24 protein-coding genes and 1 pseudogene are annotated in these 26,455 nt (G+C 70.3%); 13 read left to right on the forward strand and 12 right to left on the reverse strand.

What is annotated here, in order from left to right; genetic code table 11:
• The first annotated feature begins 34 nt into the window (after positions 1–34).
• The 8 genes from B3S45_RS09895 to B3S45_RS09930 all read left to right on the forward strand — a co-directional run bounded on the left by B3S45_RS09895 (position 35) and on the right by B3S45_RS09930 (position 7,879).
• Positions 35–637: a TetR/AcrR family transcriptional regulator gene (locus B3S45_RS09895; RefSeq protein WP_286720261.1), complete on the forward strand. Its 603-nt coding sequence runs from the start codon at positions 35–37 to the stop codon at positions 635–637.
• A complete protein-coding gene (locus tag B3S45_RS09900) occupies positions 634–1,764 on the forward strand; it encodes a GDSL-type esterase/lipase family protein (RefSeq protein ID WP_286720263.1) in 1,131 nt (376 codons plus the stop codon). The genes B3S45_RS09895 and B3S45_RS09900 overlap by 4 nt, the downstream gene beginning before the upstream one ends.
• A 268-nt stretch (positions 1,765–2,032) precedes the next feature.
• Positions 2,033–2,353, forward strand: coding sequence for a hypothetical protein (locus tag B3S45_RS09905; protein WP_286720265.1), 321 nt, complete (start codon positions 2,033–2,035; stop codon positions 2,351–2,353).
• A gap of 99 nt (positions 2,354–2,452) precedes the next feature.
• Positions 2,453–2,986, forward strand: coding sequence for a VanZ family protein (locus B3S45_RS09910; protein WP_286720266.1), 534 nt, complete (start codon positions 2,453–2,455; stop codon positions 2,984–2,986).
• 294 nt (positions 2,987–3,280) lie between these two features.
• Entirely contained in the window at positions 3,281–3,958 is a 678-nt protein-coding gene (locus B3S45_RS09915; RefSeq protein ID WP_286720269.1) for a response regulator transcription factor, read from the forward strand.
• Positions 3,948–5,276, forward strand: a complete 1,329-nt coding sequence (locus B3S45_RS09920) for a sensor histidine kinase (protein ID WP_286720271.1) — start codon at positions 3,948–3,950, stop codon at positions 5,274–5,276. The genes B3S45_RS09915 and B3S45_RS09920 overlap by 11 nt, the downstream gene beginning before the upstream one ends.
• 56 nt (positions 5,277–5,332) lie before the next feature.
• On the forward strand, positions 5,333–6,136 hold the full coding sequence (locus B3S45_RS09925; RefSeq protein ID WP_286720273.1) for a hypothetical protein: 804 nt from the start codon (positions 5,333–5,335) through the stop codon (positions 6,134–6,136).
• A 63-nt stretch (positions 6,137–6,199) separates the two neighbouring features.
• Entirely contained in the window at positions 6,200–7,879 is a 1,680-nt protein-coding gene (locus tag B3S45_RS09930) for a helix-turn-helix domain-containing protein (RefSeq protein ID WP_286720274.1), read from the forward strand.
• Positions 7,880–8,353: 474 nt separating this feature from the next.
• Here B3S45_RS09930 and B3S45_RS09935 read toward each other — a convergent pair whose 3' ends face one another.
• Positions 8,354–9,106: an alpha/beta fold hydrolase gene (locus tag B3S45_RS09935; protein WP_286720276.1), complete on the reverse strand. Its 753-nt coding sequence runs from the start codon at positions 9,104–9,106 to the stop codon at positions 8,354–8,356.
• A 270-nt stretch (positions 9,107–9,376) separates the two neighbouring features.
• Between B3S45_RS09935 and B3S45_RS09940 the strand changes: the two genes are divergently transcribed.
• Positions 9,377–10,813 (forward strand): PqqD family peptide modification chaperone, encoded by a 1,437-nt coding sequence (locus B3S45_RS09940; protein ID WP_194383761.1) that lies wholly within the window; start codon positions 9,377–9,379, stop codon positions 10,811–10,813.
• On the opposite strand, the gene B3S45_RS09945 is transcribed toward B3S45_RS09940, so the two are convergent.
• The 11 genes and pseudogenes from B3S45_RS09945 to B3S45_RS09995 form a co-directional block, all read right to left on the reverse strand.
• On the reverse strand, positions 10,724–11,692 hold the full coding sequence (locus B3S45_RS09945) for a nucleotidyltransferase family protein (protein WP_286720279.1): 969 nt from the start codon (positions 11,690–11,692) through the stop codon (positions 10,724–10,726). The genes B3S45_RS09940 and B3S45_RS09945 overlap by 90 nt on opposite strands.
• A gap of 9 nt (positions 11,693–11,701) precedes the next feature.
• Positions 11,702–12,709 (reverse strand): glycosyltransferase, encoded by a 1,008-nt coding sequence (locus B3S45_RS09950; RefSeq protein WP_286720282.1) that lies wholly within the window; start codon positions 12,707–12,709, stop codon positions 11,702–11,704.
• Positions 12,706–14,040 carry a wax ester/triacylglycerol synthase domain-containing protein gene (locus tag B3S45_RS09955; protein WP_286720285.1) on the reverse strand — a complete coding sequence of 445 codons (1,335 nt, stop codon included), beginning with the start codon at positions 14,038–14,040 and terminating at the stop codon, positions 12,706–12,708. The genes B3S45_RS09950 and B3S45_RS09955 overlap by 4 nt, the downstream gene beginning before the upstream one ends.
• A 9-nt stretch (positions 14,041–14,049) precedes the next feature.
• A complete protein-coding gene (locus B3S45_RS09960) occupies positions 14,050–14,661 on the reverse strand; it encodes a 4'-phosphopantetheinyl transferase superfamily protein (protein ID WP_286720288.1) in 612 nt (203 codons plus the stop codon).
• 63 nt (positions 14,662–14,724) lie between these two features.
• On the reverse strand, positions 14,725–14,997 hold the full coding sequence (locus tag B3S45_RS09965) for an acyl carrier protein (RefSeq protein ID WP_286720290.1): 273 nt from the start codon (positions 14,995–14,997) through the stop codon (positions 14,725–14,727).
• 36 nt (positions 14,998–15,033) lie between these two features.
• Complete coding sequence (locus B3S45_RS09970; RefSeq protein ID WP_286720292.1) at positions 15,034–16,752, reverse strand: fatty acyl-AMP ligase; 1,719 nt, start codon at positions 16,750–16,752, stop codon at positions 15,034–15,036.
• Positions 16,753–16,858: 106 nt separating this feature from the next.
• The gene (locus B3S45_RS09975; RefSeq protein WP_286720295.1) at positions 16,859–18,130 is read right to left on the reverse strand and encodes an AMP-binding protein; all 1,272 of its coding nucleotides are present in this window, start codon (positions 18,128–18,130) and stop codon (positions 16,859–16,861) included.
• Positions 18,131–18,207: 77 nt separating this feature from the next.
• Positions 18,208–18,591 (reverse strand): annotated as a pseudogene (locus tag B3S45_RS09980) (AMP-binding protein); the annotation flags it as partial.
• Positions 18,592–18,620: 29 nt separating this feature from the next.
• Positions 18,621–19,598, reverse strand: a complete 978-nt coding sequence (locus tag B3S45_RS09985) for a glycosyltransferase family 2 protein (protein ID WP_286720298.1) — start codon at positions 19,596–19,598, stop codon at positions 18,621–18,623.
• The gene (locus B3S45_RS09990) at positions 19,595–20,170 is read right to left on the reverse strand and encodes an acyltransferase (protein ID WP_286720301.1); all 576 of its coding nucleotides are present in this window, start codon (positions 20,168–20,170) and stop codon (positions 19,595–19,597) included. Before B3S45_RS09990 ends, B3S45_RS09985 begins: the two co-directional genes overlap by 4 nt.
• On the reverse strand, positions 20,167–21,138 hold the full coding sequence (locus tag B3S45_RS09995) for a glycosyltransferase (protein ID WP_286720304.1): 972 nt from the start codon (positions 21,136–21,138) through the stop codon (positions 20,167–20,169). The genes B3S45_RS09990 and B3S45_RS09995 overlap by 4 nt, the downstream gene beginning before the upstream one ends.
• Positions 21,139–21,398: 260 nt before the next feature.
• Here B3S45_RS09995 and B3S45_RS10000 point away from each other — a divergent pair, with 260 nt between their 5' ends.
• The 4 genes from B3S45_RS10000 to B3S45_RS10015 are packed head-to-tail and all read left to right on the forward strand — an operon-like array spanning position 21,399 to position 26,449.
• Complete coding sequence (locus B3S45_RS10000; protein ID WP_194383751.1) at positions 21,399–22,364, forward strand: hypothetical protein; 966 nt, start codon at positions 21,399–21,401, stop codon at positions 22,362–22,364.
• A 10-nt stretch (positions 22,365–22,374) separates the two neighbouring features.
• The gene (locus B3S45_RS10005) at positions 22,375–23,925 is read left to right on the forward strand and encodes an O-antigen ligase family protein (RefSeq protein WP_286720306.1); all 1,551 of its coding nucleotides are present in this window, start codon (positions 22,375–22,377) and stop codon (positions 23,923–23,925) included.
• Positions 23,922–24,776 carry a glycosyltransferase gene (locus B3S45_RS10010; RefSeq protein ID WP_286720309.1) on the forward strand — a complete coding sequence of 285 codons (855 nt, stop codon included), beginning with the start codon at positions 23,922–23,924 and terminating at the stop codon, positions 24,774–24,776. The genes B3S45_RS10005 and B3S45_RS10010 overlap by 4 nt, the downstream gene beginning before the upstream one ends.
• Complete coding sequence (locus B3S45_RS10015; protein WP_286720312.1) at positions 24,773–26,449, forward strand: lipopolysaccharide biosynthesis protein; 1,677 nt, start codon at positions 24,773–24,775, stop codon at positions 26,447–26,449. Before B3S45_RS10010 ends, B3S45_RS10015 begins: the two co-directional genes overlap by 4 nt.
• The last annotated feature ends 6 nt before the right edge of the window (positions 26,450–26,455 follow it).

The raw sequence follows: 26,455 nt of genomic DNA on the forward strand, positions 1-26,455 counted from the left end.
TCGGTAAAAACCTAGAGGGTGTAGGTTAACGCGCATGCCCCGCGCGAACCTCTCCCAAGCCGCCGTCGTCGACGCGGCCGCGCGCCTCGCCGACCGCGACGGTGCGGCGGCGGTGACGGTGTCATCGGTCGCCCGCGAGGTCGGCGTCAAGCCGGCGAGCCTCTACGAGCACGTCGACGGCCTCTCGGCGCTCCTCGACGGCGCGCACGTGCTCGCCCTCCGTGAGCTCGCAGCGGCGGTGGCGGATGCCGTTGCCGGCCTCGCCGGAGCAGACGCCCTCCGCGCCTTCGCCGACGCGCACCGCGCCTACGCGACCGCGCGTCCGGGGCGGTGGGAGCTCCTGCAACGTGTCGCGAGCCCGTCGACGGTGGCCTCGCCCGAGGCTGCACGCGTCGGATCGCTCACCCTCGCGACGCTCCGCGGCTACCCCGTGCCCGACGATCAGCGCGTGCACGCCGCGCGTCTCGTTGGGGCAACGATCAACGGCTACCTCGCCCTCACGCGCAACGACGCGTTCTCCCATCGCGCCGAGCCCACCGACGTGTCGTGGCGCGCGGCCGTCGACGGTCTCGACCGGGCTCTCACCACCTGGCCGGCCGAACACATTCACTCGAGCGACCCGGAGAACACCGCATGATCAGCCACCCGTTGACCCTCGACATCGTGCGCGGCGCCGCCGAGCTCACCCCGGATGCCGCCGGGGTGGCCGTGCACCGCCTCCCGCCCGCGGTGCGTCAGCGGTTCCCCGACCCGCTGCTGCTCGACCGCGAGTCGCAGCCCTCGGGGGTGCGTGTCGCCTTCGAGACCCGCGGATCCCGCGCCCACCTCACCTTCCACACCACCCGTGCCGTCTTCCGTGGGCTCGAGCGATCCCGCGGTGCTGTCGACGTGTTCGTCGACGGTGCCCTGCAGGGGCGAGAGGAGCTGACCGGCGGGGATGCGATCGAGACCGATCTGCGCACCGGCGCCCGCGATCATCGAGCCGGTGCGCCGCAGACGGTCACTGTCGATCTGCCCGACGGTGCATCGACGGTGGAGTTCTGGCTGCCGCACAACGAGACCGTGCACCTCGTCGACCTGCGCGTCGACGCGCCGATCACGCCGATGCGAACCGACGGCGTGCGGCGATGGGTTCACCACGGCAGCTCGATCAGCCACGGCTCCAACGCGACGGCGCCGAGCGAGATCTGGCCGGCCGTCGCGGCCCGCGCAGTACGCGGCGTGGAGCTGACGAACCTCGGTTTCGGCGGTAGCGCGATGGTCGACCCCTTCATGGCGCGCGTCATCCGCGACACCCCGGCCGACATCATCAGCGTGAAGCTCGGCATCAACGTCGTGAATGGAGACGCCATGCGGCTGCGCGCGTTCGTGCCCGCCGTGCACGGCTTCCTCGACACGATCCGCGACGGTCATCCCGACACGCGCCTGCTACTCATCTCACCGCTGCACTGCGCGATCCACGAGGCGACGCCCGGTCCGGGTGCGTTTGACCCGGAAGCGCTCGCCGCCGGCGAGGTGCGCTTCGCGGCGACCGGCGACCCGACCGAGGTCGCCGCTGGCCGACTGACGCTCGAGGCCATCCGGGATGCGCTGCGCGACGTCGCCTCGCGCCGCTCCGACGACGCGAACCTGACGTTCGTCGACGGCCTCGAGCTCTTCGGCGCGGCCGATGAGGAGCGTCTTCCGCTGCCGGATGCGCTGCATCCCGGCCCGGAGGCGCACCGCCTGATCGGCGAGCGCTTCGCCTCGTACCTCGCGCGATAGCCGGAGCCAGGTGGCGTCCGTCAGGCCGGCTATCGTCGTTCACAACTCCTCAAGAATGTGCGCGCCGGGCCGAATCGCCGGCCTGAGGGGCGCGAACGGCCCGGATGTGAGGAGTTGTGAACGCGCGCAGGTCGGTTCGCTCCCTCGACAGGGCCCTCTGCGCGACGAGCTAGCCCGCGGACCGCGAATCCACAACCCCCGGATTGCGGCGAGACCGGCGGTGCACAGTAGGACCATGCGATGCATCACCTACGCCGGAGAATCGGTCATGACCAGTGACGACGTCGCAGAGGTGCTCGTCACCCTCACAGCCGCGATCGCCAGTCACCGCGAGGCCGAGGCGGCACGGATCCCGATCGTTCGCGAGGACGGGTCCGTCGCGCAGGCCGATCTCGTGATCGGGGTCGGCAACGACGTGCTGTCGGCTCCCATCGACTGGGATGGTGATGAGCCCGACTTCTCCGAGGCGGCCGCGAACATGCGTCGGCATCGCCACTACCCCGACCAGGAGCGTGCCGCGGTGTCGCCGACGCCGCCGCAGGAAGAGGTCGGCTGGGATCCCGACCTCGACGGCTGGCCCGCGTCCTGACGCGGCACCCGCCTCCTGGCCGTGCGGCTGCACCGGGACGCATCCGCGTCGTAACCCCGTCGCAACACCGGCGGCGCGCACGCCCGGCATGATGGGACGATGCCCGAGCAGCCGCCGCCACGACGACCCGAGATCGCCGTGCCCCCGCGACCGCCGCTCCCGCCCGACCGTCGGCCGACGCCGGCATCACGGACGGAGCCCACGCACGGCGCTCCGGCATCCGCCGGCGTCACCCCGCGCGTGCGCTCGATCGCCGGATGGATTCTCGGCGCCTACCTGCTCGCTCTCACCCTCATCGCCTTCTGGCCGTCGCCCGTGGATGCGGGAGCCGGTCCGCTCATCCGTTTCGTCACGCGGCTGATCCCCGTGCTGACGTACGCCCGCATCGAGTTCGGCGCGAACATCCTGCTCTTCGTGCCGCTCGGGGTGCTGCTGACGCTCATCCTGCGCGATCGCGCTTTGGTGCTGCCGATCGCGATCGTGCTGACGCTCGTGATCGAGAGCGTGCAGGGGGTGCTGCTGGACCGCCGCACGCCGAGCGAGCTCGACATGGTCGCCAATACGGCCGGTGCCTGCATCGGCCTGCTGGGCGTCGCGGCGTGGCAGTGGTGGCGTCGACGAACGGCCGACTGACCCATCCGGCGGACTGCGATCACCGACCTTCGGTGGGGATGCGCCGTTGTCCGTCGGTGACGAGAGCGTGCGCGGTGGCGATGAGGCCTGCCGTGGCGAGCACTCCGAACAGGGCCAGTATGAACATGGTGCCGCCTCCTCGGTGTCAGTGGACTGCTGGCATCGAGTAGAGCGCATGATTGGACCGCATGTCGCGATCCAATACCGACCTTCTGGCCCGTCATAGCGTCACGCACAGACTCGTCGTCCATCCGGTTCAGCGCGGAGTCAGCGCGCACCCGGCAGACTCGATTCATGCGTGTGCTGCTCGTCGATGACGAGGTGAGGTTGGCGGAGGGCATCCGTCGCGGCCTCGAGGCGGAGGGGATGACCGTCGACGTCGCCCACAATGGTGTCGACGGCCTGTGGCGTGCCCGCGAGCAGGACTACGACGTCGTCGTGCTCGACGTGATGATGCCGGGCATGAGCGGTTACCGGGTGTGCCAGAGCATGCGGGCCGAAGAGATCTGGACCCCGGTGCTGTTCCTCACCGCGAAAGACGGCGAATGGGATGAGGTCGAAGGCTTCGAGACGGGCGCCGACGACTGGCTGACCAAGCCCTTCTCGTACCCCGTGCTGGTTGCACGGCTGCGTTCGCTGGTGCGACGGGGCGCGACCGCGCGTCCGGCAACCTTCTCGGCGGGCGACCTCGTGCTCGATCCCGCGGCCCGCACGGTGCACCGCGGCGATACCGAGATCGAGCTGACGGCGCGAGAGTTCGCGGTGCTGGAGTTCCTCATGCGCCACCCCGCCGAGGTCGTCACCAAGCTCGAGGTGCTCGACAACGTGTGGGACGACGCCTTCGACGGCGATCCCAACATCGTCGAGGTCTATATCGGCCGGCTGCGGCGCAAGGTCGATCGTCCGTTCGGTCGCGATGGCATCCAGACGCTGCGTGGGGCGGGGTATCGGATGGCCGCCGATGGCGGCTGAGCGTCGCGCGTCACGGCGCATCCGCACCCGCATCACCCTGGTCGCGACGGCGGTGGTGGCCATCGTGCTCGGTCTCGGGGCGTGGGGGATCGTGTCGCTGCTGGCGCAGAACCTGACGTCTGGTGTAGCCACGCGTCTGGAGTCCGAGCTCGCCAGCATCGCCGACGGACTGGAGGGCGGACTCGTGCCGGCGGCGTGGATCGCCGAGCGCGACGACGATTCCCTCATCGCCTGGCGCACCACGGCCGCCGACGAGACGACGGTGGTCGTCAACGCCGACGATGCCCTGGCGCTCCCCGACACGGTCGAGGGCAGCCCGGTGCGCACCGTCATCGACGGCGAGTCCTATCTCATGGTGGGGGAGGCGCTCGACGAGGGCACCCTGCTGCTCGGTGCATCCCTGGCCGAGGTGGATGCGGCTGTCGCCGAGACCGGCACGCTGCTCGCGCTCGCCGTGCCGCTCGCCGTCGCGGTCGTCGGGCTCGTCGTCTGGGCGGTCGCGGCGCAGGCGCTGTCGCCGGTGGATCGCATCCGGCGCCAGGTGGACGCGATCGACGCCGACGCGCTCGATCATCGGGTGGCGGTACGCGGAACCGGCGATGAGGTCGACCTGCTCGCGGCGACGATGAACCGGATGCTCTCGCGCATCGAGGAGTCGTACGCGGCACAGCAGCGGTTCGCCGGTGATGCATCCCACGAACTGCGCTCGCCGTTGGCGACGATGCGGCAGTACGCCGAGCTGGCCGAGGCGCATCCCGGCGCGACGTCGACGGCGGAGATCGCCGACGTCGTGCGCGAGCAGGGCGCGAGGATGCAGGAGACTCTCGAGGGTCTGCTGCTGCTGGCGCGGCTGGATGAGCGGGCGGTGCGGGCATCCGATGCCATCGACCTGGACGATCTCGCCCGGGCGCAGGTCGCACGCCTGGCCGGCGAGGGGCTCGTCGTCGATGCCCGCAGTGTCGAGCCCGTGCGGCTTCGGGGTGACGCGCGGCTGCTGCGACGGGCGGTGGAGAACCTCGTCGACAACGCGCGGCGTCACGCCCGGGACCGGATCGCGGTCGGGGTCCGCGCGGTCGACGGCACCGCGCTGGTGTGGGTCGACGATGACGGACCGGGCATTCCCGAGAGTGAGCGATCGCGGGTGTTCGATCGCTTCGTCCGCCTCGATGAGGGTCGTTCGCGAGACGCCGGCGGCAGCGGTCTGGGCCTCGCGATCGTGCTCGAGATCGTGCGCGTTCACGGGGGATCCGTGCGCATCGACACCGCCCCGCTCGGCGGCGCGCGCGTCGTGATCGAGCTGCCGATCCGGGATTCCTGAATGGGCTGTCAGCAGGGTTCAGATGGGGTTCAGTGCTCGCGAGGGAGAGTGAGGGCATGACGAACAACGACGACACCCCCACCACCCCGCTGGATGATGCCCGCGACCCCGGCCCCGCTCCGGAGCCGTCGACGCGGCCGGCGTCGGAGAATCCCGCGCCGAAGCGTTCGGTGGCGCGTCCGCTGCTGATCGGCGCGGCAGCCGGTGTCGGCGTGCTGCTGCTCGGCGGGCTCGGCGCGCTCGCCGTCGATGCGCTGACCGACGGGCGCGATGTCGAGACCGTTCCGGCGGCCGAGGTCGGGCCGGACGGGTCGGGGCAGACGACGGGCGATGCGGATGCATCCCGCCCCGACGATGGCGGCCAGAGCGACGATGCTGTCGGGCCGAACCAGACGCCGGGGTCGCCCTTGGCTGAGCGTGGCGAGCCGGCGGCGCTGGTCGAGGCGATCGATCGCGCCGTGGCGGCCGCCGATGGCACGGGCGCGAGTGCGGTCGAGGTCGAAGGTCGTGGCTGGTCGGTGGACGTGATCCTCGCGGACGGCACCGAGGTCGATGTGCGTGTCGCGGTGGATGGGGCCACGACGGTGCGTGCCGACAATCGCGACGACGACGCCGACCCGGCGCTGGACACCTCGCGTATCGCCGACATCGCCGACGCCGCGATCGCCGCCGCCGGTGGCACCGGTGTCGTCAGCTCGATCGAAACCGATCGCGACGACGACCATGAGTTCTCCGTGTCGGTCTGGACCGTCGGCGACATGATGTCGGACCACGATGACGACGACGGGCATCACGGTGGCCACCACGAGGTCGAGGTCGACCTCTCGGCCTCGCTCGAGGTCGTCGACATCGACGACTGACCGGCGGTCCCATCGCTCCGAACCTGTGGGGGCCAGAATGTACCCAGCAGAACAGGAGATGCCGTGCCCCCACTCTCGCCGCGCGATCAGGCCCAGGCATCGTGGGTGCGAGGAGACGCGGCCGCCGCGATCGGGGTCGCCTTGCAGCACGCGACGGACGAATGGATGCTGCGGGCCGCCTGTGCGATGGCGCTGCGCAGTCACCGCGTGGACCTGCTCATGGTGCACATCGACGACATCTCGGCGCTCGAGCGGGGCGTGGAGCGCGACGGCGTGCTGGCGAGTGTGCTCGTGGGGGAGGGTCGTGTCGACGAGGCGGCGTCGGTTGTGCTGGCGATCAGCCCCGACGAGGTCGCCGCCACAGACGACCGCCCCATCGCGAGCGCGGCATCCCTGCGCAGCGCGGCGATCGCCTACGTCGCACTCGGCGCGATCGCCTCCGGTGCGTGGGTGGTGGCAGCGCGGTGCCTCGCGGCGGTTCGCGCGGCCCTCGATGCTGAGCCGGCCGACGCCACCGACGAGATCGGTCGCTTCGACATTCTCGGGATGGCGGCCATGATCGAAGCCCACACGGGCACCGAGAACGAGGCCGTTGTCGCTCTCGAGTCGGCGCTCGCTCCGCTGCGCAGCCGCAACCTGCTGTCCAGCGAGCATGCCCTGGCGCTGATCGCCCTCGGTGACGTCCATCACCTGCACGGCTCGCTCGAACGCGCGGCCGTGAACCTCTCCCGCGGTGCTCGTCTGACGGCCGCATCGCGACCGGGCTTCATCAGCCATGCGCGGGTGCTGCTCGCGTTCATCCGGATCCGACAGGGGCGATGGGCCGACGCCGCCGTCGAGGTGGAGCGTCTGGGCGAGCCGAACGACACGATCGAGCGAGACTGGATCCGCACGCAGATCCTCGCCGTGCGGGGATTGCTGCGGGTGGTCACGGGCGATCTGGATGCGGGCGCGGCCGACTTGCGCGAGGCGCGTGTGCTCGCCGAGACCACGCCGAGCAACCTCGCCGCGATGGTGCTGCTGCACGCACGCATCGTCGAGGCCGTCACGCGAGGTGACTGGGATGGGCTGCAGCACGCCCTGGACGACTCCGAGGAGCCGGGATACCGGCATCCGTATCGAGACGGGGAGTGGCGCGTTCTCACCCTCGTCGCCGCGTGGAATCGGCGCAGCTTCGCCGACTTCCGCCGGCGACTCACCGACTGGGCATTGACGAGCGATGCGGTGGACGACCCGTACTACTGGGCGTGCGCGAGCCTCGCGGCGGAGTTCGAGGAGCGTCATTCCGATGCGCTGGCGGCTGCGGAGCGTGCGCTGACCGTGCTCGGCCCCGCGCAGGACCCCATGGGGCAGGTGTGGGTGCGCATGGTGGTCGGGCGCTACTTCGTCAGGTACGGCGACGAGGGCTCACCGGATCCCGATCGCGCGCGGGAGGTATGGGACCACGTGATCGCGCAGCTCCGAGGACTCGGTGCGTTGGCGCTCGCGGAGCGGTGCGAGGGCATCGTCGAGCGGATGATCGCCCGTTTCGAGCGGGATCGCGGCGCGCATCCGCTCGCCTCGCTCACTCCCCAGCAGGTGCGCATCGCCCGCGCGGTCGCCCAGGGGTACACGAGTGACGAGATCGCTGCGATCGAGTTCCTCTCCAAGCGCACGATCGACTATCACGTCACGAACATCGTCGTTCGTCTCGGCCTGTCGAGCCGCCGTGAGATCGCTCGCGTGATCGACGCCGCCGACTGACACGAAGACTGTCATTCGATACGAGTGAGCCGGCGTGGGCGGATTCATAGACTTCACGCGACGGTACCCGACGGTCATGGACCACGGACGCTCACAGGGGGTGGGCGACATCGTTGCGCGCGCGTCTCGGGTCACAAGCTGGGGGGCGACCCGAGACGCGTGCGCGGTCTCGGACGCGGTGCGTTGTGTCGCGTGTCGCGTGCATCGTGTGTCGCGCGCGTCGGGCATCGCGCGTCTCGCGTCGCGCATCGAGTGTCGCGTGTCGCGTGTCGCGTGTCGTGTGCATCGCATGTCGTGTGCACAACTCCTCAAGAACGCGCGGGTCGGCCGTCACCTCGCCGGATGCGCGGCCCGGTTCGCGCAAGTTTGAGGAGTTGTGAACACGTGGGCCCGGACACGCGCCGTCTAGCGGCGCGCGCCCCCGATCGACCCGCCGTCGGCAGCTGGGCGAACGCCCTCCGCATGCGGCTCCCGTCAGAGGGCGGCGAACAGCTGGCGGAGGGTCTCGTCGGGGCGGTCGCGGTGGGGGGAGTGGCCGGCGTTCTCGACGACCGACATCGTGATGTGCGGGTTGGTGCAGACCTCGGCGGCGAGGTCTGCGGTGAAGATCGAGAACACGGCGGGGTCGGCGCCGATGATGTGGGTCGGGATGCGCAGGGCAGCGGCCGCGGCGCGCGCATCCCAGTCCGGGTTCTGCGTGTCGGTCTCGGCGACCGCCCACCGGCTGACCTGGCGCGACGAGAGGGCTTTGAGCTCGAGGTCCTGCTCGTGCCACCGCGGATTGTCTCGGCGGACGTCCTCGACGGTCACGTCCATGAACGCTTCGTCCTGCGAGGAGCGCACCGCGTCGCGCTCGCCGTCGGTGATCCGCAGCCCGGGGTCGATGAGCACGAGGCGGCGCGTCCAGGCGGGGTTGTCGGCGGCGGCGAGCGTGACCGCAGCCCCGCCGAGCGAATGACCGATCACGAGGTCCCACGGTTCATCGTCGTCGGGATGCGCGATCGCGACGTCTGCCGCATAGGCGGCGAGGGTGTAGTCGAGCGCTCGCGGCGCGGTGCCGTGGCCGCGCAGATCGACGGCGCTCGCCCTCCATCCGGCGTCGGCGAGGGCGACACCGAATCGCCACATGAGTGCTCCGTTGGAGCCGAGGCCGTGCACGAGCAATGCCCGCGCGGGGGCACGCGGATCTCCCCAGCTCAGGCGGGGGAGGGTGACAGGTGTGACCACGGCCTCATCCTAGGGCGTGCATCACGCGGGCCGGTGGGTGTGCAACTGCCGCCAGCCCCGCCGAGCGTTGCGTAGCAGGCGACGCGGTTCACGACTCCTCAAATCCGCGTCGGCCCGGAGGTCACAGCCGCTGCCAGGCAGCTGTCACGCCACGATTTGAGGAGTTGTGAACGCGAACGAGCCCGGCCAGGGCGCCCTTGCCGGCGAATACCCGGCGCGGCCGCGGTGGCGGTCGGGCCCGGGGTGGCGCGCCCGATACACTCCGGAACCGTGGAGCGCTCGCTGGTCGTCGATGCCCTCGGGCGCCGTGTGCGGATCGACGGTCATGCCTGCGACCGCGAGCAGTGGCAACTGGTCGAGCGGTGCTGGCGCGACGCGGTGGCCCCGCCGGGCCCGGCCGACGCGCACGTGCAGGCGGTGCCGACGGGCGAACCGAACAGTTGGCTCTCGGTCCTCGCCGGCGAGGTCACCCGCGTGGCGCTGCAGCTGAACCGAGGTCGGCTGTGGATGCTGCATGCCGCCGGCATCGCCGCCGAGGACGGGCGTGTGATCGCGCTCGTCGGCCCCTCGGGACGGGGCAAGACGACAGCTTGCCAGGCGGCGGGCGCGGCATTCGAGTACGTCTCCGACGAAGTCGTGGCCATCGATGCCGACGGGCGCGTGTGGGCGTACCGCAAGCCGCTTTCGGTCAAGGAGCCGGAGCGTGCCGCGAAGTCGCAATGGGCCCCGACCGACCTCGGGCTGAGAGTGCGAGAACGTCCACTTCGGCTCGGGCGCATCGTCGTCCTCGATCGGATCGACGGGGCAGCGTCGGCCGGGGGCACGCCGCGCGTCGAGGCGATGGATCTCGGCGACGCCTTGACCGACCTCGTGGCGCAGTCGAGCTTCCTCGCCGACCTTCCTGCGCCGTTGCGCACGATCGCGTCGCACGTGGCGGCGACCGCCGGCGTCGTGCGCGCGACCTACGCCGATGCCCGCGAGCTCAGCGACGTGTGGGGTGAAGTCCTCCCGGCGGCGACAGCGACAGGGGCCGCGGTCGGCGCCGCACCAGCCGGTACGAAACTCGTCGAACCGCCCCTCGTGGCGGCACCCCCGCCTGAGGTGGCTCCGGAGCCGTACGCGCGCTCGCCTCACCTCGATGCGGTCGGCCTCTCCTCTCCCGACCGCATCGCGGTGCTCCGGCGCGACGACGACACCGACGGCGAGGACGCCGGCGGTGAGGCTGTCGTCCATGTTCTCGCGGGGGTCGCCCCGACGCTCTGGCGGCACGCGTCCGGGGCGTCCATGGAGACGCTGCGCGCCAGCGCCGTCGGTCTGCACGGCACGCCCCCGTCGGACGATGCTGCGACTCTCGTCGCATCGGCCGTGAGAGAGCTCGAGGAGGCGGGGCTGCTGCAGCGTGGGGCCGCGCACTGGGCTGTGGCGCCGGATGTGTCGTGGACCGGAGCAGACGACGTCGTCGCCTGCTCGCTGCGGGACGACCGCGCCCCCGTCGCTCTGCAAGGTTCGGCGGCAGTCATCTGGCGTGCGCTCGCCGAGGGTGGGACGGAGGCGGAGATCTGCGAACGCGTGATCTCCGTGTCGCAGCCGACGAGTGATGACGTGCCCGCGCAGGTCTCAGCGTTCCTCCGCGACCTGCTCACGCGAGGGTTGGCGTCCGTCGATGGAGGGATGCGACACCGCCCATCCGAGCGCACGGGAGAGTGACCGGGCGCTGCGTCCCCAGCGCCGCACGCGGGCGAGCATGATGTCGGCCCAACGGTCGCGGACGCCGGGACGATGGCGCAGCATGTCCTCGCGGCTCGGCCAGATGGCCCGCCACATGACGCGCAGGCGATCGAGGCCTCGGGCGCGCCGCCAGGCGGTCCACCACAGCAGCGCCGGCGTCTGCGCGCCGCGCACCTTGTCGCGCCAGTCGTCGAGCCCGGGCGCCGACCGCTCCTGCGCTGAAGGCACGATGTCGACCCCCCACGCGCGCAGCTCCGTCTCGAGCGTCACCGCGCATCCCGTGGCGTGCGCGAGAAAGACGAGGTCGTCGCGCTGCGTTCCCGTGAGCGGTGACTGCCGCAGATGCGCCAGGTCGCGCTGGTGACGCGGATTCTGCGGACCGCCCCGCAACGCGTGAAGAGCGGTGATCAGCCGATTCGCCACGGCATCGGGCACCTGACAGACCCGGTGTGCGAACGCCTCCTCGGCGCGACGATGCCATAGCAGGTCGAAGACGGTGAGCGGGTCGGCGAGGAATCCGGGGAAGTAGCGGTGCACGTCCGTCGAGTGCGGCCAGTCCGGGTGTCTCAGCGTGCGCGAATGGAGGGTGAAGCGAGCGCTCGCGAAGGTGTCGGGGAACTCCTGCCAGCCCGCCTTCTCGATGAGCGCAAGGAACGCTTCGAAGCGGTCCGGGCTCACCAGCACGTCGACGTCGCCGGAAGCATGCGCGGGCCGTACCCCCTGCCGGGCGAGTGTCGGTCCCTTCAGCAGCAGCACGCGGATGCCGTTCCGTTCGGCGATCCCCTGCATCCATGCGTGGCCGAGATCGATCGCGTCGGCCAGATCGATCGGAACGGGGCGGGCGTCCACGCGCGTCACCGCCGACGGTCAGGTTCCGGGCCGCACGACGGCGGTGTCGACGCGCGACGTGCGCTCAGCCTCGAGCGCCCGGCGGTAGCCGCGCATGATGAGCGCCCGCCGCAGCAGCCGTGTCGCGGCATCCTGCAGTCGCCAGGCGTGCAGGGCCCCGCTCATCCGGTACGCGCCGACGACCGCCGCCTGAAGCGCGCCCCCTCGGTCGTGATCGGCGATCCGCCGCTGAATCGCGCCGAGCACGCGCGAGTACGACCGGGGGATCGTCACCATCGGCGTGAGCTGGCCGGGGCGCTCTCCCCATCGGCGCTCGAGGTCGGCGACCGCCTGTCCGCGCACCTCGCATTCCCTCATGTATGCGGTGATGCCGCGGGCATGGTGGTGCGCCGCGATCGCACGATCGTCGAAGACCGCGGTGGCCCCCACGCGTGCCAGGCGTATGCCGAGATCGAGATCCTCGTTGTACTCCAGACGCTCCGAAGCCTTGAACGACTCCGCCGCGAGATACAGCGATCGGGGGAGAGAGACGTTCCCACCCCACAGGGAGCCGAGGATGGTGTCGGAGTCGCCGCGCCGCCACCCGGCGACCTGCGCATCGTAGTCGCGCGCGTAGAGATAGGTCGGGGCCTGGTCGGACCCGCGTCGGGTCGGCAGGGAGACGGGCATGTACCCCTGCAGTACCCGCGCGCCGCCCTCGGCGTGGAATCGACGATGGCGGGCGACCAGCCCCGGGCCGGGGATCACGTCGTCGTCGACGGCGAGCACCACGTCTCCGCGGGCGCGCTCGAGCCCGGCGATGCGGGCGCGGGCGAGTCCGACGTTCTCGGTCAGCTGCACGATCTCGAGGGCGTCGTCACCGAGCGGGAGCTCATCGCGCCAGCCCTCGTGCGGACCGTCGAGCACGACGACGATCTGATCGGCGCCCTGGCCGCGGTACTCGTGGATGAGTGGCGGAAGGCGGTGCAGCCGCCGGTACGACGGCAGCACCACCGTGACGGTCGGCGCGTTCCCGTTCCCGTTCACGCGACCGGACGACCGGGGTCGGGGAGGCCGGTCATGAGCTCGTACATGCGCCCGACGGTCTGCTCGACATCGGCGGTCGTGGACATGTTGGCGCCGATGAACAGCCGGCCGTTGTACATGATGCCCGCGGCGGCGAGGCTGTCCGTTCCGAGGCTCGCCGGGAACGGCGCGACATCGAGGATTTTCGCCCCCGCGAAGAAGCGCGGCCGGGAGACCCAGGGCAGCAGCGTGCTGTAGCCGATCGGAAATCCGGGCGCCGGCGGGTAGGGCTTGTCGTCGTCGCGCTCTTCGACCTGACGATGGATCGCGCGCACGGTCGCGGACAGATCGGCGTCGGCATCGCCGGAGACCGACATGTCGCGTACGTGGTTTCGGATGTGCGACGCGGCCGACGAGTGGAACGACACCGGGAACCGCAGACTCACCACGCGCTGCTCGCCCGGCCACGCTCCCACCATGGCCGCGGCCTGAAGATCGCTGAGGGTGCCGCCGTGCTCCCGGGCGCGGCGACCGGCGAGCCCGGCATCGAGCGCGCGATACGCCGAGTGGCGCGGAGGCAGTGCCGCGCGGCGCGCGGCCTCGCCGCCTCGCCCATAGCGCAGCGGCAGCAGCAGTCGCGCCCCGACCCGACGGATCCGCCGCAACACCGGGCGGCTCCAGTAGGAGCGCCACGCTGCGCCGAGCGAACCCTCGCGGCGCCACCACTCCTCGAGCGCGAGCCCCGGCAGGTGCCAGGCACGCGCCGGCGGCACGGCAGCGAAAGGATCGCGCGGTTCGGGAAACGGCTCGTCGGCTTTTGCCTGGGTCACGGTGGAGAACAGGCGCATCCCGGACAGCCCATCCGTCATGGCGTGGTGGAACATCATCCCGACCGCGACGCGACCGTCGGTCAGGGCGGTGATCCGGATCCGCCAGAGCGGATGCCGCAGCGAGAAGACCGGATCCTCGGCGCCGGAGAGGCGCCGCAGGTCTGCGGTGGCGGGATCCACAGCAGTGTCGGAGAACACGAGGTGGCGATCGAGATCGAAGTCGTCGTCGGGCACCCAGGCCGGCGGTGTCAGCCCGAGGAACGAGCGCTGCAGGCGAAGGCGGAAAGACTCGGTGCTCGCGACGGCCCCCTGCACGAAGGCGCGGATCCGTACTCGATCGAGGGAGCCGTCTGGGTGCAGCAGCGGGCCTCCCTCGGCGATCAGCAGGCCGGGGGTCTGCATGTTCTCGAACGAGATGTGGTTGGAGACGTAGCCCTCCTCCCAGATCTGCATGAATTCGGCGTGCGGCCGGGTCGGCCGCTCGGGTGCGATCTCATCGCTCGCGGTCACAGTCGTCGACATCGTTGCTCCTCAGGAAGCCAGGCGCGGTTCGGTCACGGTTCGAACGGTCAGCGGGGATCCCGTGAGAACCGATCCCTCGCTCCGCAGAATCAGGGGGATGGCGACGATGCCGCTGGCGTCGGCGACCGCGATGTGGCACACCGCCTCGGCGTCGTCGGGTGCGGGCGTGGCGGATACCTCGAGCGTGCGGAAGTCGAGGCCGAGCCCCTCGCCGGTCGCCTTCGCGGCCGCCTCCTTGGCGGTCCAGGTCGGAGCCAGCCAACGCCGTCGCGCGAGTGAGTCGAGACTCTCGGAGCGTGCCGCTTCGGCTGGAGAGCACATGCGCCGACGCAGGGCCCGGGAATCGAAAGCGGTGAACGGTGCCGCTTCGACATCGGCGCCGATCCCGTCACCGGCCCCGACCGCGACGAGCAGAACGTCACCGCTGTGCGACACGGAGAAGTCGGCGTCGAGCCCTCGAAGTCGGGGCTTCTCGCCGCCCGATCCCCGATCGATCCCGCGCCAGCGCAGTCCGAGCTCGCGTGTCACCATGTCTTCGACCCACCGTTCGGCGATGTGCGTCAGCTCCCGGCGCGGCGCGTCGCAGCGCCCGAGCACCCAGTGCACGGCGCGTTCGCGCACGTGCACAATGTCTCTCTTCGGCGGCGCATCGGTGTCTCGCGACATGGTCAGCGGCAGGGTTCCTCAGCCGGCCGCGACCCGCGCGGCGAGCCCTTCGCCGAGTTCACCGAGCGTGGCGAACTCGCCGAAGAAGGTCGGATCGACGGCGACGGCGTACGTGTCTTCGATGTCGCCGCAGAGCGTGAGCACATAGATCGAGTCCAGGCCGAGCTCGGTCAGCGGCGCCTCAGGGGTGATCGTCGCGGGATCGACCTGGTCGTAGAAGGTGATCCTGTCGATGAGCCAGGACGTCATTGACGACACAGCATCGGTGGGAGCGGTCGTGGTGTCAGACATGTTCTCTCCTTCGTGTTCGTACGGTGTGTGATGCGGTCAGACGGGTGCGGCCTCGGCGGATTTCAGACCGACGGCATGCAGGTAGGGCATCGCCCCCGATGCCACGAGCCCGCGCGCCGGAGCACGGCGGACCTTCCCTGTCGGGGTGCGAGGGACGCCGCCGGCCGACACGAGCCCGATCGCGATCGCGGGCAGGGAGAAGCGCGTGACGAGTTCGTCTTCCAGACGCGCCAGAAGCGTCTCGACGGGTTCCACGGCCAGATCGGGGTCGTACTCGATCACGAGCGCGATGCGCTGGCCGGTCTCCAGCTCGAACGCCGCCCCCACGCCGAGCGCGGGTGAGAGCGCGGCCGCGGCGGACTCGATGTCCTGCGGGTGGATGTTGCGTCCGCGCAGGATAATGACATCCTTCAGCCGACCCGTCACGTAGAGCTCACCGTCGACGATCGTGCCGAGGTCGCCGCTGCGCACGTACGCCCCGTCGTCACCGGCCAGCGTGTATCCGAATGTCTCGGCCGTCGCTTCGGGACGGCGGAAGTATCCCGGTGAGACCGCGGGCGAAGAGATCCAGATCTCGCCCAGAACGCCTTCCGGAACCGCCTCGAGGGTGTCGGGGTCGACGATCGCGAGGCGGGTCTCAGCGCTCGGCACGCCACACGAGATGAGTTCGACGGCGTCTTCGGCCGCGGACGGGACGAACTCTCCCGTGGCGAGGCGGTCGGCGTCGACGTGGCTGACGGTGTACGGCACCCCGAGCGGCTTCGACGTGATGAACATGGCCTCGGTCATCCCGAACGCCGGAGCGACCGTCGCGGGGTCGAGCCCCGTCGAGGCGAAGCGCTGGGTGAAGGCGGCGACGGTGCTCGGACGCACCGGCTCGCTCCCCGAGACGAAGCATCGCACGGCCGACAGGTCGAGTTCGGCGACCTGAGCGTCGGTCGCGAACTTGACGCACAGATCGAACGCGAAGTTGCCGGCGAGGGTGAGCGTCGCGCGGTGGGTCGACATGAGGTGCAGCCACGACATCGGCCTGCGCTGGAACTGCTCGGTCGTCGTGAGCACCACCTTTCCACCGTTCACCGCGGGCACGAGCACCTGCATCATGAGGCCCATCGCGTGGTGCAGGGGAAGCCACCCGACGAGGGTCGAGGTCTCGTCGGCAGCGATCAGCTCCGACGCTGCGTCCGCGGTCGCGCGCAGGGCGCGGTGCGTTCCCATCACGCCCTTCGGATCGCCCGTCGAGCCCGAGGTGAAGAACAGCCAGGCGATCGCGTCGGCATCGATCGCGGGCGGCATCCACGCATCCGCATCTCCCGTGTCGAGCAGCTCGCTGAGAACGGCGATCGGGATGTCGATGTCAGCCGCGGCCAGCACGGCGGCGAGCGTCTCGTCGGCGATGATGACGGACGCTCCCGCCGCGCGAGAGATGGCACCGACCCGCTCGGCGACCATCGCCGGTGGCAGCCCGTATCCCGCGACCGGGGTCGGAACGAAGGCGGCACCGGCGTAGAGCGCTCCGAAGACGGCGTCGACCCATCCCAGCCCGGGACTCAGCGCGATGACGACGCGGTCGCCGACGCCGATGTCCTGCTCGGTCAGCGCGTGCGCGATGGCGCGGGATCGTCGATCGAGGTCGGCGTAGCCGCGGAACTCCGACGTGTCGAGGCTCGGGTGGAAGAGGATGCCGCGGTCATCGCCGTGTGCGGCGGCGGTCTTCTGCAGGCAGTCGTGGGCGAGAACGGGCGGAACAGACATGCTCCGGTCTCCTTCGAGGGTGGATGATGAACGGTGGTGGCGGTCGGGGAGGGACCTGCCGGGCCGGATCTCGCTGGGATGTGGGGTGTCCGGCCCGGCAGTCTCGTCAGGCGGGAGTGAGCACTGGGCGGAACCCTGACGAGTAGAGAGGGCGCAGCGTGCCGGACTCGATGTGAGAACGAGTGGGCATGCGGCGCACCTTGCCGGTGGGGGTGCGGGGAAGGGTGCCTTCGGTGACGAAGGCCACGGCGAGCGACGGGAGGGAGCTTCGCGACATGAGGCTGTCCCGAACACGGGCGCCGAGGGCATCCATGCTCTCTTGCGTTTCCGCGAGGGCTTCCTCGTTCACCTCGAGCACGACGCCGACCACCGAGGGGTGCCCGGTGAGCTCGAACGCCGCTCCGATGCCGATCGCGGGCGAGACCGTGCGGGCGGCCGCCTCGATGTCCTGCGGGTACAGGTTGCGACCCCGCACGATGATCATCTCCTTCAGGCGGCCCGTCACGAACAGCTCACCGTCGAGGATCGCGGCCAGGTCGCCGGTGCGCATGAATGCGCCGTCGTATCCGCCGATCGTGTGACCGAAGGTCTCGGCGGTCGCGTCGGGTCGACGGAAGTAACCCGGCGAGACCATGGGCGAGGCGACCCAGATCTCTCCGACGATGCCATCCGGCACGGGCTCCAGTGTCTCGGGGTCGACGATCACGACCTGCGTCTGATCGGTGGGACGGCCGCAGGAGACCCACTCGACGGTGCCGTCGCCGTCGGCGGGCACCAGCTGACCGTTTTCGAGTCGCTCGGCGTCGAAGCGTCGGATCATCAGCTCGTCGTCCGGGAACTTGCCGGAGATCATGTTCGCTTCGGTCATGCCCATGACGGGGGCGACCATCTGCTCGGTCACTCCGGTCGAGGCGAACCTTTCGAGGAAGGCGTGCAGCGTCTCGGGGCGAACCGGCTCCGAGCCTGAGAACAGCACTTTCAGGCTGCGGAGGTCGAGCTCGGCGATCTGCTCGTCGGTGGCCAGCTGTGTGACCAGGGCGAAGGCGAAGTTGCCGGCGGCGCTCATGGTGCCGCCGTGCTTGCTGATCAGCTGCAACCAGATCACCGGCCGGCGCTGGAACTGTTCGGTGCCCGTCGCCACGGCCTGTGCACCGTTGATCGCGGGGATGATGACCTGCATCATCAGGCCCATGATGTGGTGCATCGGCGCCCAGCCGACGAGCGTCGCGCGGGGGCTGCTGTCCCACATGTCCCGCGCGGCGTCTGCGGTGCCGAGCACCGTGGAGTGCGTGGCGATGACGCCCTTGGGGTCGCCGGTCGATCCCGACGTATAGAGCAGGTAGGCGATCGAGTCCCGTCCAGCGCAGGCATCGACCACGCGTCGGCGTCGCCCTCTGCGAGCAGCTCCTCGAGCAGGAGCACCTCCATCCCGAGTGAAGCGGCGTCGATGCGCTCGAGCACGCCGGCGTCGGTGATGAAGACGGTCGCCTCGGCCGCGCGCGCCATCCCGGCGATGCGCTCTCCCATGACCGCCCCGGTGCCGTAGCCGGCGACGGGGGCGGGGATGAAGGCCATGCCGGCATAGAGGGTGCCCCAGGCGGCGTCCGCCCACTCGAGGCCGGATGACAGACCGATGACGGCCATGTCGCCGAGGCCGTGCCCCCGTGCGGTGAGGGCGTGCGCGACGGTGCGCGCGTTGCGGTCGAGGTCGTCGTAGCGACGATGCCGCGACGAATCCGGAGTGTCGTAGTAGAGGATCCCGTGGGTCTCGCCGACGGTGCGCGCGGTGTGGCGGAGCGCGTCGACGAGTGTGGTGCGCGGAGAGGTCATCATCGTCATCCTTTGGTCGGGTGGTGCCGGGTGTGGTGTCACGTCGTCGTGGCCGAGGCGTGACCGACGGAGAGAGCGGGGTCGTCCGGAACGGGTGGGAGCCCGAAGATGGTGCTGCGCGCGCGGGGGTAGCCGTCGCGCCAGTCGGCCCGGCGCCGCCACGCCTCTTCCCACGTGGGGTTCCGGCGGCGCAGCAGCGCGCCGAACTCCAGGAACCGGATGCCGAGCCCCCGCGCGGGTGCCGGCCATGTCGTTCGCAGCACCGTGGCCTTGCCGGCCATCACCATGCACATCTTGCGTCCGCTCGAAGACGTCGACCCGCCGACGGCGTGCACGATGGTCGCGGACGGCACGATGACGGGGTGCAGTCCGCGCGCGCGGGCCCGGTGCGAGAAGTCGGCGTCTTCGCCGTAGAGGAAGAAGCGCTCGTCCATGCCCCCCAGCTGCTCCCAGGTCGTGCGTGTCGTCAGGAGCAGGCATCCGGTGATGATCGGCACTTCGCGCACCGTGTCGCGCTGCCAGTGCCCGAGCGATTCGGGATCGAAGACGCGGGATCGCTTGAAGACGGTCGACAGACCGGTCGCGAAGCACAGAAGCGACCACAGCGACATGGCCCCCCAGCACGAGCTCGGGTCGGTGGTTCCGTCCGGGCGCAGCGTGCGACCCCCGTAGACGCCGAAGAGGGGGTGGGTGCGTGCGAACGCGACGAGGTCGTCGACCGCGCCCGGGAGCACCTCGGTGTCCGGGTTGAGGAGCACGACGTACTCGGCGGTAGACCGGCGTACGCCGAGGTTGACGCCCGCCGCGAAGCCGAGGTTCTCGCCGGCGTCCACGACGGAGATGTCGGGGAACTCCTGCCGCAGGGCGCTCGCGCTGCCGTCGGATGATCCGTTGTCGACGACGACGACCTCGAGCGGGGTCTCGGTGTTCTCGCGCAGCGTGCGGATGGCGGTCGCCGTCTCGACCCGCGTGTTGAAGTTGACGACGATCACGGCCGCCTGTGCGCCGCCGTTCATGCCGCGTCCTCGACGGGCTCGGTCTCGGCGGGCTCGGTCTCGATGGGCTCGATGCCGCCGCGCCACCCCAGCACGCGCGCGGGGACACCGCCGACGATGGCGGCGGCCGGGACGTCTTTGGTCACGACCGCGCCGGCGGCGACGATCGCGCCGTCGCCGATGGTCACCCCCGCGACGACGACGGTGTTCGCACCGAGCCAGACGTCACGCCCGATGGTGATGTCGCGCTCGATCTTCGGCTGGTCCATGACGAATTCGCCGGGGTCGGTTCGGTAGTTCGAAGCCGTGAGGGTGACGTGCGGCGCGAGCAGGCACTTCTCGCCGAGGGTGATGCGTCCGGTGGCGTTCCCCGCCCAGATGATGCTGTGCTCCCCGATGTGCGTGCCTGCGCCGAGACGGATGCGTTCGGCGTTGCGGAACGAGACGTTGGGCGCAAAGCTGACCTCGGCGCCGCGGTCGAGCAGTCTCACCTGCTGAACGTGCGAGTACGCGGCGAAGTGAAGCAGCCGGAACGCCTGTGCATACGTGCGGGGATCGACGAGCGACCTCAGCACTCCGGACACCTTGCTCACGACCCGACCTCCTCTGCTCGGACGCCCGCACCGCTCGCGGGAACGGCTTCCGGCGGATCGGTGTCGACGAGGTTCTCGCCGTCGACCGGGCGCCATCGCGCCGCGAAGAACCCGGCGAGGAGCCCCGCCACATAGGCCCGCTGGGCTGCGCGACCTCGTCGTGTGCGCGCGCGGCGGAAGGATCCGACCGCCGCGCGGCGGATCACGATACTCAGAAGCGTCCAGCTGCTCCCGGGGTGCGTGCGGCGCCACTTCGCGAGCATCGCGCCGAGCCCGCGTCCGTAGGCGGCGTTGAGAGTGGTGTAGTCGTCGTCGCCTCGCGTGTTGACGTGCGTCACGGCGGCGTCCGACACACGCGCGAGCCGCCCCGCCCCGGCGAGGGTGCGGCAGAACATGTCCAGGTCCTCCGCGCCGCCGAAGCGCCGGCCGGCGCCCAGAACGGGGTCGAACCCTCCCGATGCGAGCACGCTGTCCCGCCGGAACGCCATCAGTGCGCCGTGCCCGGCATCCAGACCGTCCGCGACGCGGGTGAGAACGTCGACGGTCGGCGGGGGTGCTGCGGATCGGTCGCCGTGGTCGCGGAGGCGTCCGGTGACGCCGACGGTGGCGGCGTCGGCGAACGGCGCGATCAGCGGCGAGAGGAATCCCGGATCCACGACGCAGTCGTCGTCGGTGAACACCACGATCGGACGATCTGTGGCGGCAAGCCCCAGGTTGCGTGCGATCGAGAGACCGGGGACGTCGGAGCGGATGTATCGGACACCGGCAGCCTCGGCCACGTCTCGGGTGGATGTCGTGATCGATGCCGAATCGACCACGACGATCTCGGCGCTGCGCGTCGCCCGCAGGATCGCGGCGAGCGCCGCCGCGAGCATCTCGGCGCGGTCGCGTGTGCACACGACGATCGTCACGTCGGATGCCGTCGGTGACGCTCCACGCGCCGCCGAGGTTTGGAGAGAGTTCTCCACCCCAGTGTCCTTCCCCCAGAAAAGGTCAACGGCACCGGTTTTCCCCAGCGGCGCCGTCGTCGCGACTCACATTCGCGGGTTTCGGTGCCGGTTGCAAGCGTCAGCGGCGTTGTGCGATCGGTCTTCCCACCGTGTTAACACGGACGCAACACAGCGGTGGGAAAGTTGTCGAGCGGCCCGGCACTGCGCCGCCTCCGTGCCGGTCCCTGGGGACTTCGGATCGTCATGGAGCTGAACTCAGGGGGAGAGTGACGGTGCCCATGGAACAACCTACGTATCTGCGTCGACTGCTGAACCAGAAGGTTCTGCTCATCATCGGATTCGTCGTCGCGGTGGCGGCCGGCCTGCTGGCGGGGTTCACCGTCGAGGACGGCCAGATCGAGCCGCGAGCGGACCGCTCCTATATGGCGTCGTCGACCGTGCTGCTGACGTCGCCGCAGCCGGACTACTTCCAGGTCGAGATCCCGGGGGAGACCACGGCGCTGCCCCAGTCCGACGATCCGGAGGCGCAGGAGGTCGTCGTGCAGGACCCGACGCCGATCAACCTGTCCGACAGCGCGATCATCCTCGCCTACATGGCGTCGAGTGACGAGGTGGCCGCCGAGGTCGCCGCACGCACCGGCGACTTCGAAGACGGCGAGGGGATCTCGGCGGTACGCCGCACCACCCAGCCTGCCGGTGACGAGCAGTTCGGGGGGCGTCTGACCCTGCCGATCATCGACATCGTCGGCGTCGCCACCTCGGCCGAGCGGGCGGAGGAGATCGCCGCCGTGGCGACCACCGTCTTCGGCGAGATGGTCCTCGCCCAGCAGGAGGAGTGGGGCGTGGCCGAAGACATCCGGCTGAGTCTCGACGAGCTGAACGCCCCCGTCGCGGGCGATCCGGAGGGCGGAAACCCCGCCATCCCGGTGGTCGTCGTGACCGTCGGCGTGTTCCTGCTGTTCGTCGCGCTCGCCCTCATCATCGAGGCCGTTCGCGATCGCCGTCGGCGTCGGACCGGATCCGACGAGGACGACGTGAACGATGACGCCGGCGCTGACGACGAGGACGATGTGCCTCACGAACACGCGGATGAGGTGCCCGAACCCGTCGAAGAGCGTCAGAAGGAGCTCGTCGGGGCAGGTTCGGCCGAAGCGGAGGCCGCTCCGCGCTCTCGCCGTCGCCGGTCGGCTCACGACGACTTCGATGAGCTGCTGAACCGGGACGACGCCGCTTCGCGCGCGTAGGGGGCCTTCGGTGTCGGTCGACTCTCAGACCACCGCGCACTCGTTCACGCCGAGCACTCCGAAGCGGGGCACCAGGCCCTGGGACGTCGTGCTCGCGGTAGCGGTCGGAGCGGTCGTGATCGTGGCGGTGCTCTTCCTCGATCCGCTCATCATCGGCGGGGTGCTGCTCGTCGTCGCGGGACTGTTCGTGGTGCGCCGCGGCTTCTTCAACTGGACCACGATGCTCTTCGTGCTCACGGCGGTCGTGCTCTTCGTCCCGATTCGTCGCTACGCCCTCCCGATCCAGGTGGGCTTCGCCCTCGAGCCGTACCGGGTGCTCATCGCCGGCCTGCTCATCGCGCTCGCCGTCTCGATCTTCCGGCGAGGGGCCTCGTCTCTCAAGCCGGTCGTGTGGGGGTGGCCCATCGCGATCTTCCTGTGGGCGATGTTCGCCTCGCTCATGGTCAACGCCGTGACCCTCACGGAGACCGAACTCATCTCGGGCGGCTTCGCGAACATCTTCCAGCTCGCCTTCCTGCTGTCGGTGATCGTGCTGACGCGTCAAATGCTCTCGACGGAGCTCGTGACGATGATCCTGCTCAACGTCATCGTCTTCGCCGGTGCGTTCGTCGGCTTCTTCGCCTTCGTCGAGCGCCTGACGCGGCAGAACATCTTCCTCATGCTCCACCAGTTCCTGCCGCTGACGATCCTGCGCGACGACGCCGAATCGCTCCGCGCCGGCGGGGGGAGGGCGTACGCCTCGTCGCAGCATCCGATCGCCCTCGCGGTGCTGTTCTGCATGATCATTCCGCTGGCGATCTACCTGATGAGATTCAGCCCGTGGCCCCGGTTCACCTTCACCCGCAGGCTCGTCTACACGGCGGCGATCGGCGCGATGCTGGTCGGGATGCTCTCCGCGGTCTCGCGCACGGGCGTGGTCACCCTCGGGGTGATGTTCCTCTTCCTCCTGGTGTTCCGGCCGAAGCTCGCCGGAATCCTCGTGGTGATCGGATTGCCGCTGCTGGTGGTGGTGGGGCTCGTCCTGCCGCAGCTGGTCGAGACCATGGTGCTGTCGCTGTTCGACATCGAGGGGGTGATCGCCTCGCAGCTGACGAGCCCCGGCATGGCCGGGCAGGGTCGACTGGCCGACCTTCCCGATGCCTTCGACGAGTTCGCGCAGTACCCCCTCGCAGGGACCGGCGTCGGAAGTCGCATCGTCGTGGGCGACGATGCCAACGCCCAGATCCTCGACAACCAGTGGCTCGGAACGCTGCTGGAAGCCGGCGTGCTCGGCATCGTCGGGCTGATCGCCCTGTTCGTCTGGCCGGTGTTCGTGATGATGCGCTTCACGCTTCGCTCATCCGCTCCCGAGAGCCGTCGCTTCCTCACCTTCGCGATCGCGACATCGACCGTCGGGTACGCCACGGCGATGTTCTTCTACGACGCCTTCGCCTTCATGCAGACGCTGCTGCTGCTGAGCATCCTCTACGGGGTCGCGGCGTGGGCGATGACCGATAGCAAGGACGCGCGGGAGACGACCACCCGCGACGCGACGGCGCTCGAGGCTCGGGTCGCCGGATGACCGCGCTGAGCGTCGTGATCCCGGCGCACAACGAGGAGGCGGTCATCGCCCGGGCACTGCGCGGGCTCCTCGATTCCGCTGCCGACGACATCGACGTGATCGTCGCGGCCAACGGCTGCTCCGACGAGACGGTGTCGCGAGCGCTCGCCGTCGACCCCCGCGTGCGCGTGGTGGAGACCGGCTCGGCGTCGAAGATCGCCGCACTCAACCTCGGGAGCGACGCCGTCGTGCGCTATCCGGTGGCGTTCGTCGACGCCGACGTGCGGGTCTCGGGCGAAGACCTGGCGACGCTTGCCGCCCGCCTCGAGGCCGACGCGACGCTCTTCGTGGCGGCGCCGGCCATGCAGGTGACCCCGTCTCGCTCGTGGTGGGTGCGACAGTACTACCGGGTGTGGGCGCTCACCGACTACCGGGCGAGCGGGCACATCGGATCCGGCGTCTACATGCTGACCGCGGCGGCGCGAAGCCGCTTCGACCGCTTTCCGGATGTGATCGCCGACGACCTCTTCATCCAGCGGCTGTTCGCTCCGGAGGAGCGGCTGACTCCGCGCGACCTCGACTTCTGCGTCGACGCGCCCGCGACGGTGCGTGCTCTCATCGGACGGAACACGCGGATCGCGGCGGGCAACCGCCAGCTCGCCGAGAGCTTCCCGGATCTCGCGCCGCCGCCGGGATCGACCGGTGCGAGGGCGCTCGTGGGCCGTGTGTGGCGGCGTCCGGGCCTCTGGGTCGGCTTCGCCGTGTACGCCGGCGTCTACCTGACCGCGCACCGACGAGCGCGAAGACTCCTCGCCCGTCGTGCCGAGATCGCCTGGACGCGGGATGACACCACGCGCGTGGGTGCGGCATGAGCACGGCGAATCTCGCGCAGAAGGCGAGCCGGGGCATCCTCCTGACGATGGGGGGGCTGTGGGGTCGAGCGGGACTCCAGATGATCTCGACGATCGTGCTGGCCCGGCTGCTCACCCCGGCGGACTTCGGTCTGATCGCGATGGTCGGCGCCGTGATGGGGATCGCGGAGCTCGTGCGCGATTTCGGCATGACCGGCGCGATCATCCAAGCGCAGAACCTCAGCGAACGCGTGTGGCGGAGCCTGCTGTGGCTGTCCGCGGCGATCGGCATGGTGCTCGCCGGCATCGTCGCGCTGTGCGCGCCCCTGATCGCGGCGCTCTACAACGAGCCGCGACTGGTGCAGATCACGCTGCTGATGGCGCCGGGCGTCTTTCTCAGCGGGCTCGTGATGCCTCTGCAGGCGAGGGCGACGAAAGAGCTGCGCTTCGGCACGCTCGCCTCGCTCGATGTCTCCACGATGGCGTTCGGCGTGGTCGTCGGCATCGTCACGGCGTTCCTCGGGTGGGGGTTCTGGGCGCTCGTGGCCATGGCCGGCGCCCAGTTCGTCGTGCGGCTGGTGGTGCTGTGGGCGATCGTGCGACCGCGGTTCGGCCCGCCCCGCATCGTCAAGGAGACGTGGCCCCTGCTCGGCACCGGCGGCAGCATCTTCGGGGCGGAGCTCCTCGGCTACGCCGAGAAGAACCTCGACAACGTCATCATCGGCGCCACTCTCGGTCCGACCGCTCTCGGCCAGTACTCCCGCGCCTATGCGCTGTTCCTGCTGCCCCTGCAGCAGATGAACGGTCCGCTCGGGCGCGTCGCGCTGCCGGTGCTGAGCACTCTCCGCGACGAGGGCGAGCGCTATCGTCGCTACATCCGCAGCGCCGCGCTCGTGATCGGATATCTGACGCTTCCGACCTACGCGATCGCCGCGGGTGTCGCGCAGCCTCTCGTGCTCCTGCTGCTCGGTCCGGGTTGGTCGACGGCCGCGACGATCTTCACCCTCCTCGCCATCGCCGGGTTCGCGCAGGCGATCGGGCGCCTGCGAACCTGGATCTACATCTCGCTCGGGCACTCGCACCGTCAGTTCGTCTACGACCTCGTCGCCCGGCCGCTCATCATCGCCGGCTACGTGTTCGGCATCTGGTGGGGCGGCCTGAACGGCCTGGTCATCACGTACGGGGTGATGAGCCTGCTGCTGCTCGTTCCCGGATTCGCCTTCGCGATCCGCGGCACCTTCGTGCGCGGCAGCGACATCGTGCTGCCGATCCTCCGCCCGGCCGTCATGGCGATGGTCGCGTTCGTCGCGTCGTACTTCGTCTCGCGGCTGGTGCCGAGCCCGGTGGCGATCCTCGAGATCCTGGTCGGATGCGGTGCCGCACTCGTGTGCGTCGCCCCGCTGTTCCTCCTTCCGGGCTATCGCCGCGACGTCGCGCGCATCCTCGAGTTCGTGGGGCGCGTGCGCGCGCCGAAGACGCCGAAGCAGCAGGAGGAGGCGGAGGCGATCCTCGAGGAGGAGCTCGAGCCGATCGAGCCGCAGACCTTCGCCGAGGCGGCGGAGAGTGAGCCGCTGCGGCGGGAGCCGGAGGGCCGTGCCCACCCGCGGCCCGGGGAACCGACCGCACCGTCCGCACCGACGGCAGCGGCCGGTGCCGGCCTCCTGCGCCGGGACCTGCGCAGCCGCGACCGGTGAGGGCGG

The organism is Microbacterium sp. UBA1612 (assembly GCF_002321605.1).
GTDB lineage: Bacteria > Actinomycetota > Actinomycetes > Actinomycetales > Microbacteriaceae > Microbacterium > Microbacterium luteum.

Coding starts and splice junctions, on each gene's coding strand:
- B3S45_RS09895 (WP_286720261.1), top strand. CDS start 35: ATGCCCCGCGCGAACCTCTCCCAAGCCGCCGTCGTCGACGCGGCCGCG.
- B3S45_RS09900 (WP_286720263.1), top strand. CDS start 634: ATGATCAGCCACCCGTTGACCCTCGACATCGTGCGCGGCGCCGCCGAG.
- B3S45_RS09905 (WP_286720265.1), top strand. CDS start 2,033: ATGACCAGTGACGACGTCGCAGAGGTGCTCGTCACCCTCACAGCCGCG.
- B3S45_RS09910 (WP_286720266.1), top strand. CDS start 2,453: ATGCCCGAGCAGCCGCCGCCACGACGACCCGAGATCGCCGTGCCCCCG.
- B3S45_RS09915 (WP_286720269.1), top strand. CDS start 3,281: ATGCGTGTGCTGCTCGTCGATGACGAGGTGAGGTTGGCGGAGGGCATC.
- B3S45_RS09920 (WP_286720271.1), top strand. CDS start 3,948: ATGGCGGCTGAGCGTCGCGCGTCACGGCGCATCCGCACCCGCATCACC.
- B3S45_RS09925 (WP_286720273.1), top strand. CDS start 5,333: ATGACGAACAACGACGACACCCCCACCACCCCGCTGGATGATGCCCGC.
- B3S45_RS09955 (WP_286720285.1), bottom strand. CDS start 14,040: ATGTCGACGACTGTGACCGCGAGCGATGAGATCGCACCCGAGCGGCCG.
- B3S45_RS09965 (WP_286720290.1), bottom strand. CDS start 14,997: ATGTCTGACACCACGACCGCTCCCACCGATGCTGTGTCGTCAATGACG.
- B3S45_RS09970 (WP_286720292.1), bottom strand. CDS start 16,752: ATGTCTGTTCCGCCCGTTCTCGCCCACGACTGCCTGCAGAAGACCGCC.
- B3S45_RS09985 (WP_286720298.1), bottom strand. CDS start 19,598: ATGAACGGCGGCGCACAGGCGGCCGTGATCGTCGTCAACTTCAACACG.
- B3S45_RS10000 (WP_194383751.1), top strand. CDS start 21,399: ATGGAACAACCTACGTATCTGCGTCGACTGCTGAACCAGAAGGTTCTG.
- B3S45_RS10010 (WP_286720309.1), top strand. CDS start 23,922: ATGACCGCGCTGAGCGTCGTGATCCCGGCGCACAACGAGGAGGCGGTC.
- B3S45_RS10015 (WP_286720312.1), top strand. CDS start 24,773: ATGAGCACGGCGAATCTCGCGCAGAAGGCGAGCCGGGGCATCCTCCTG.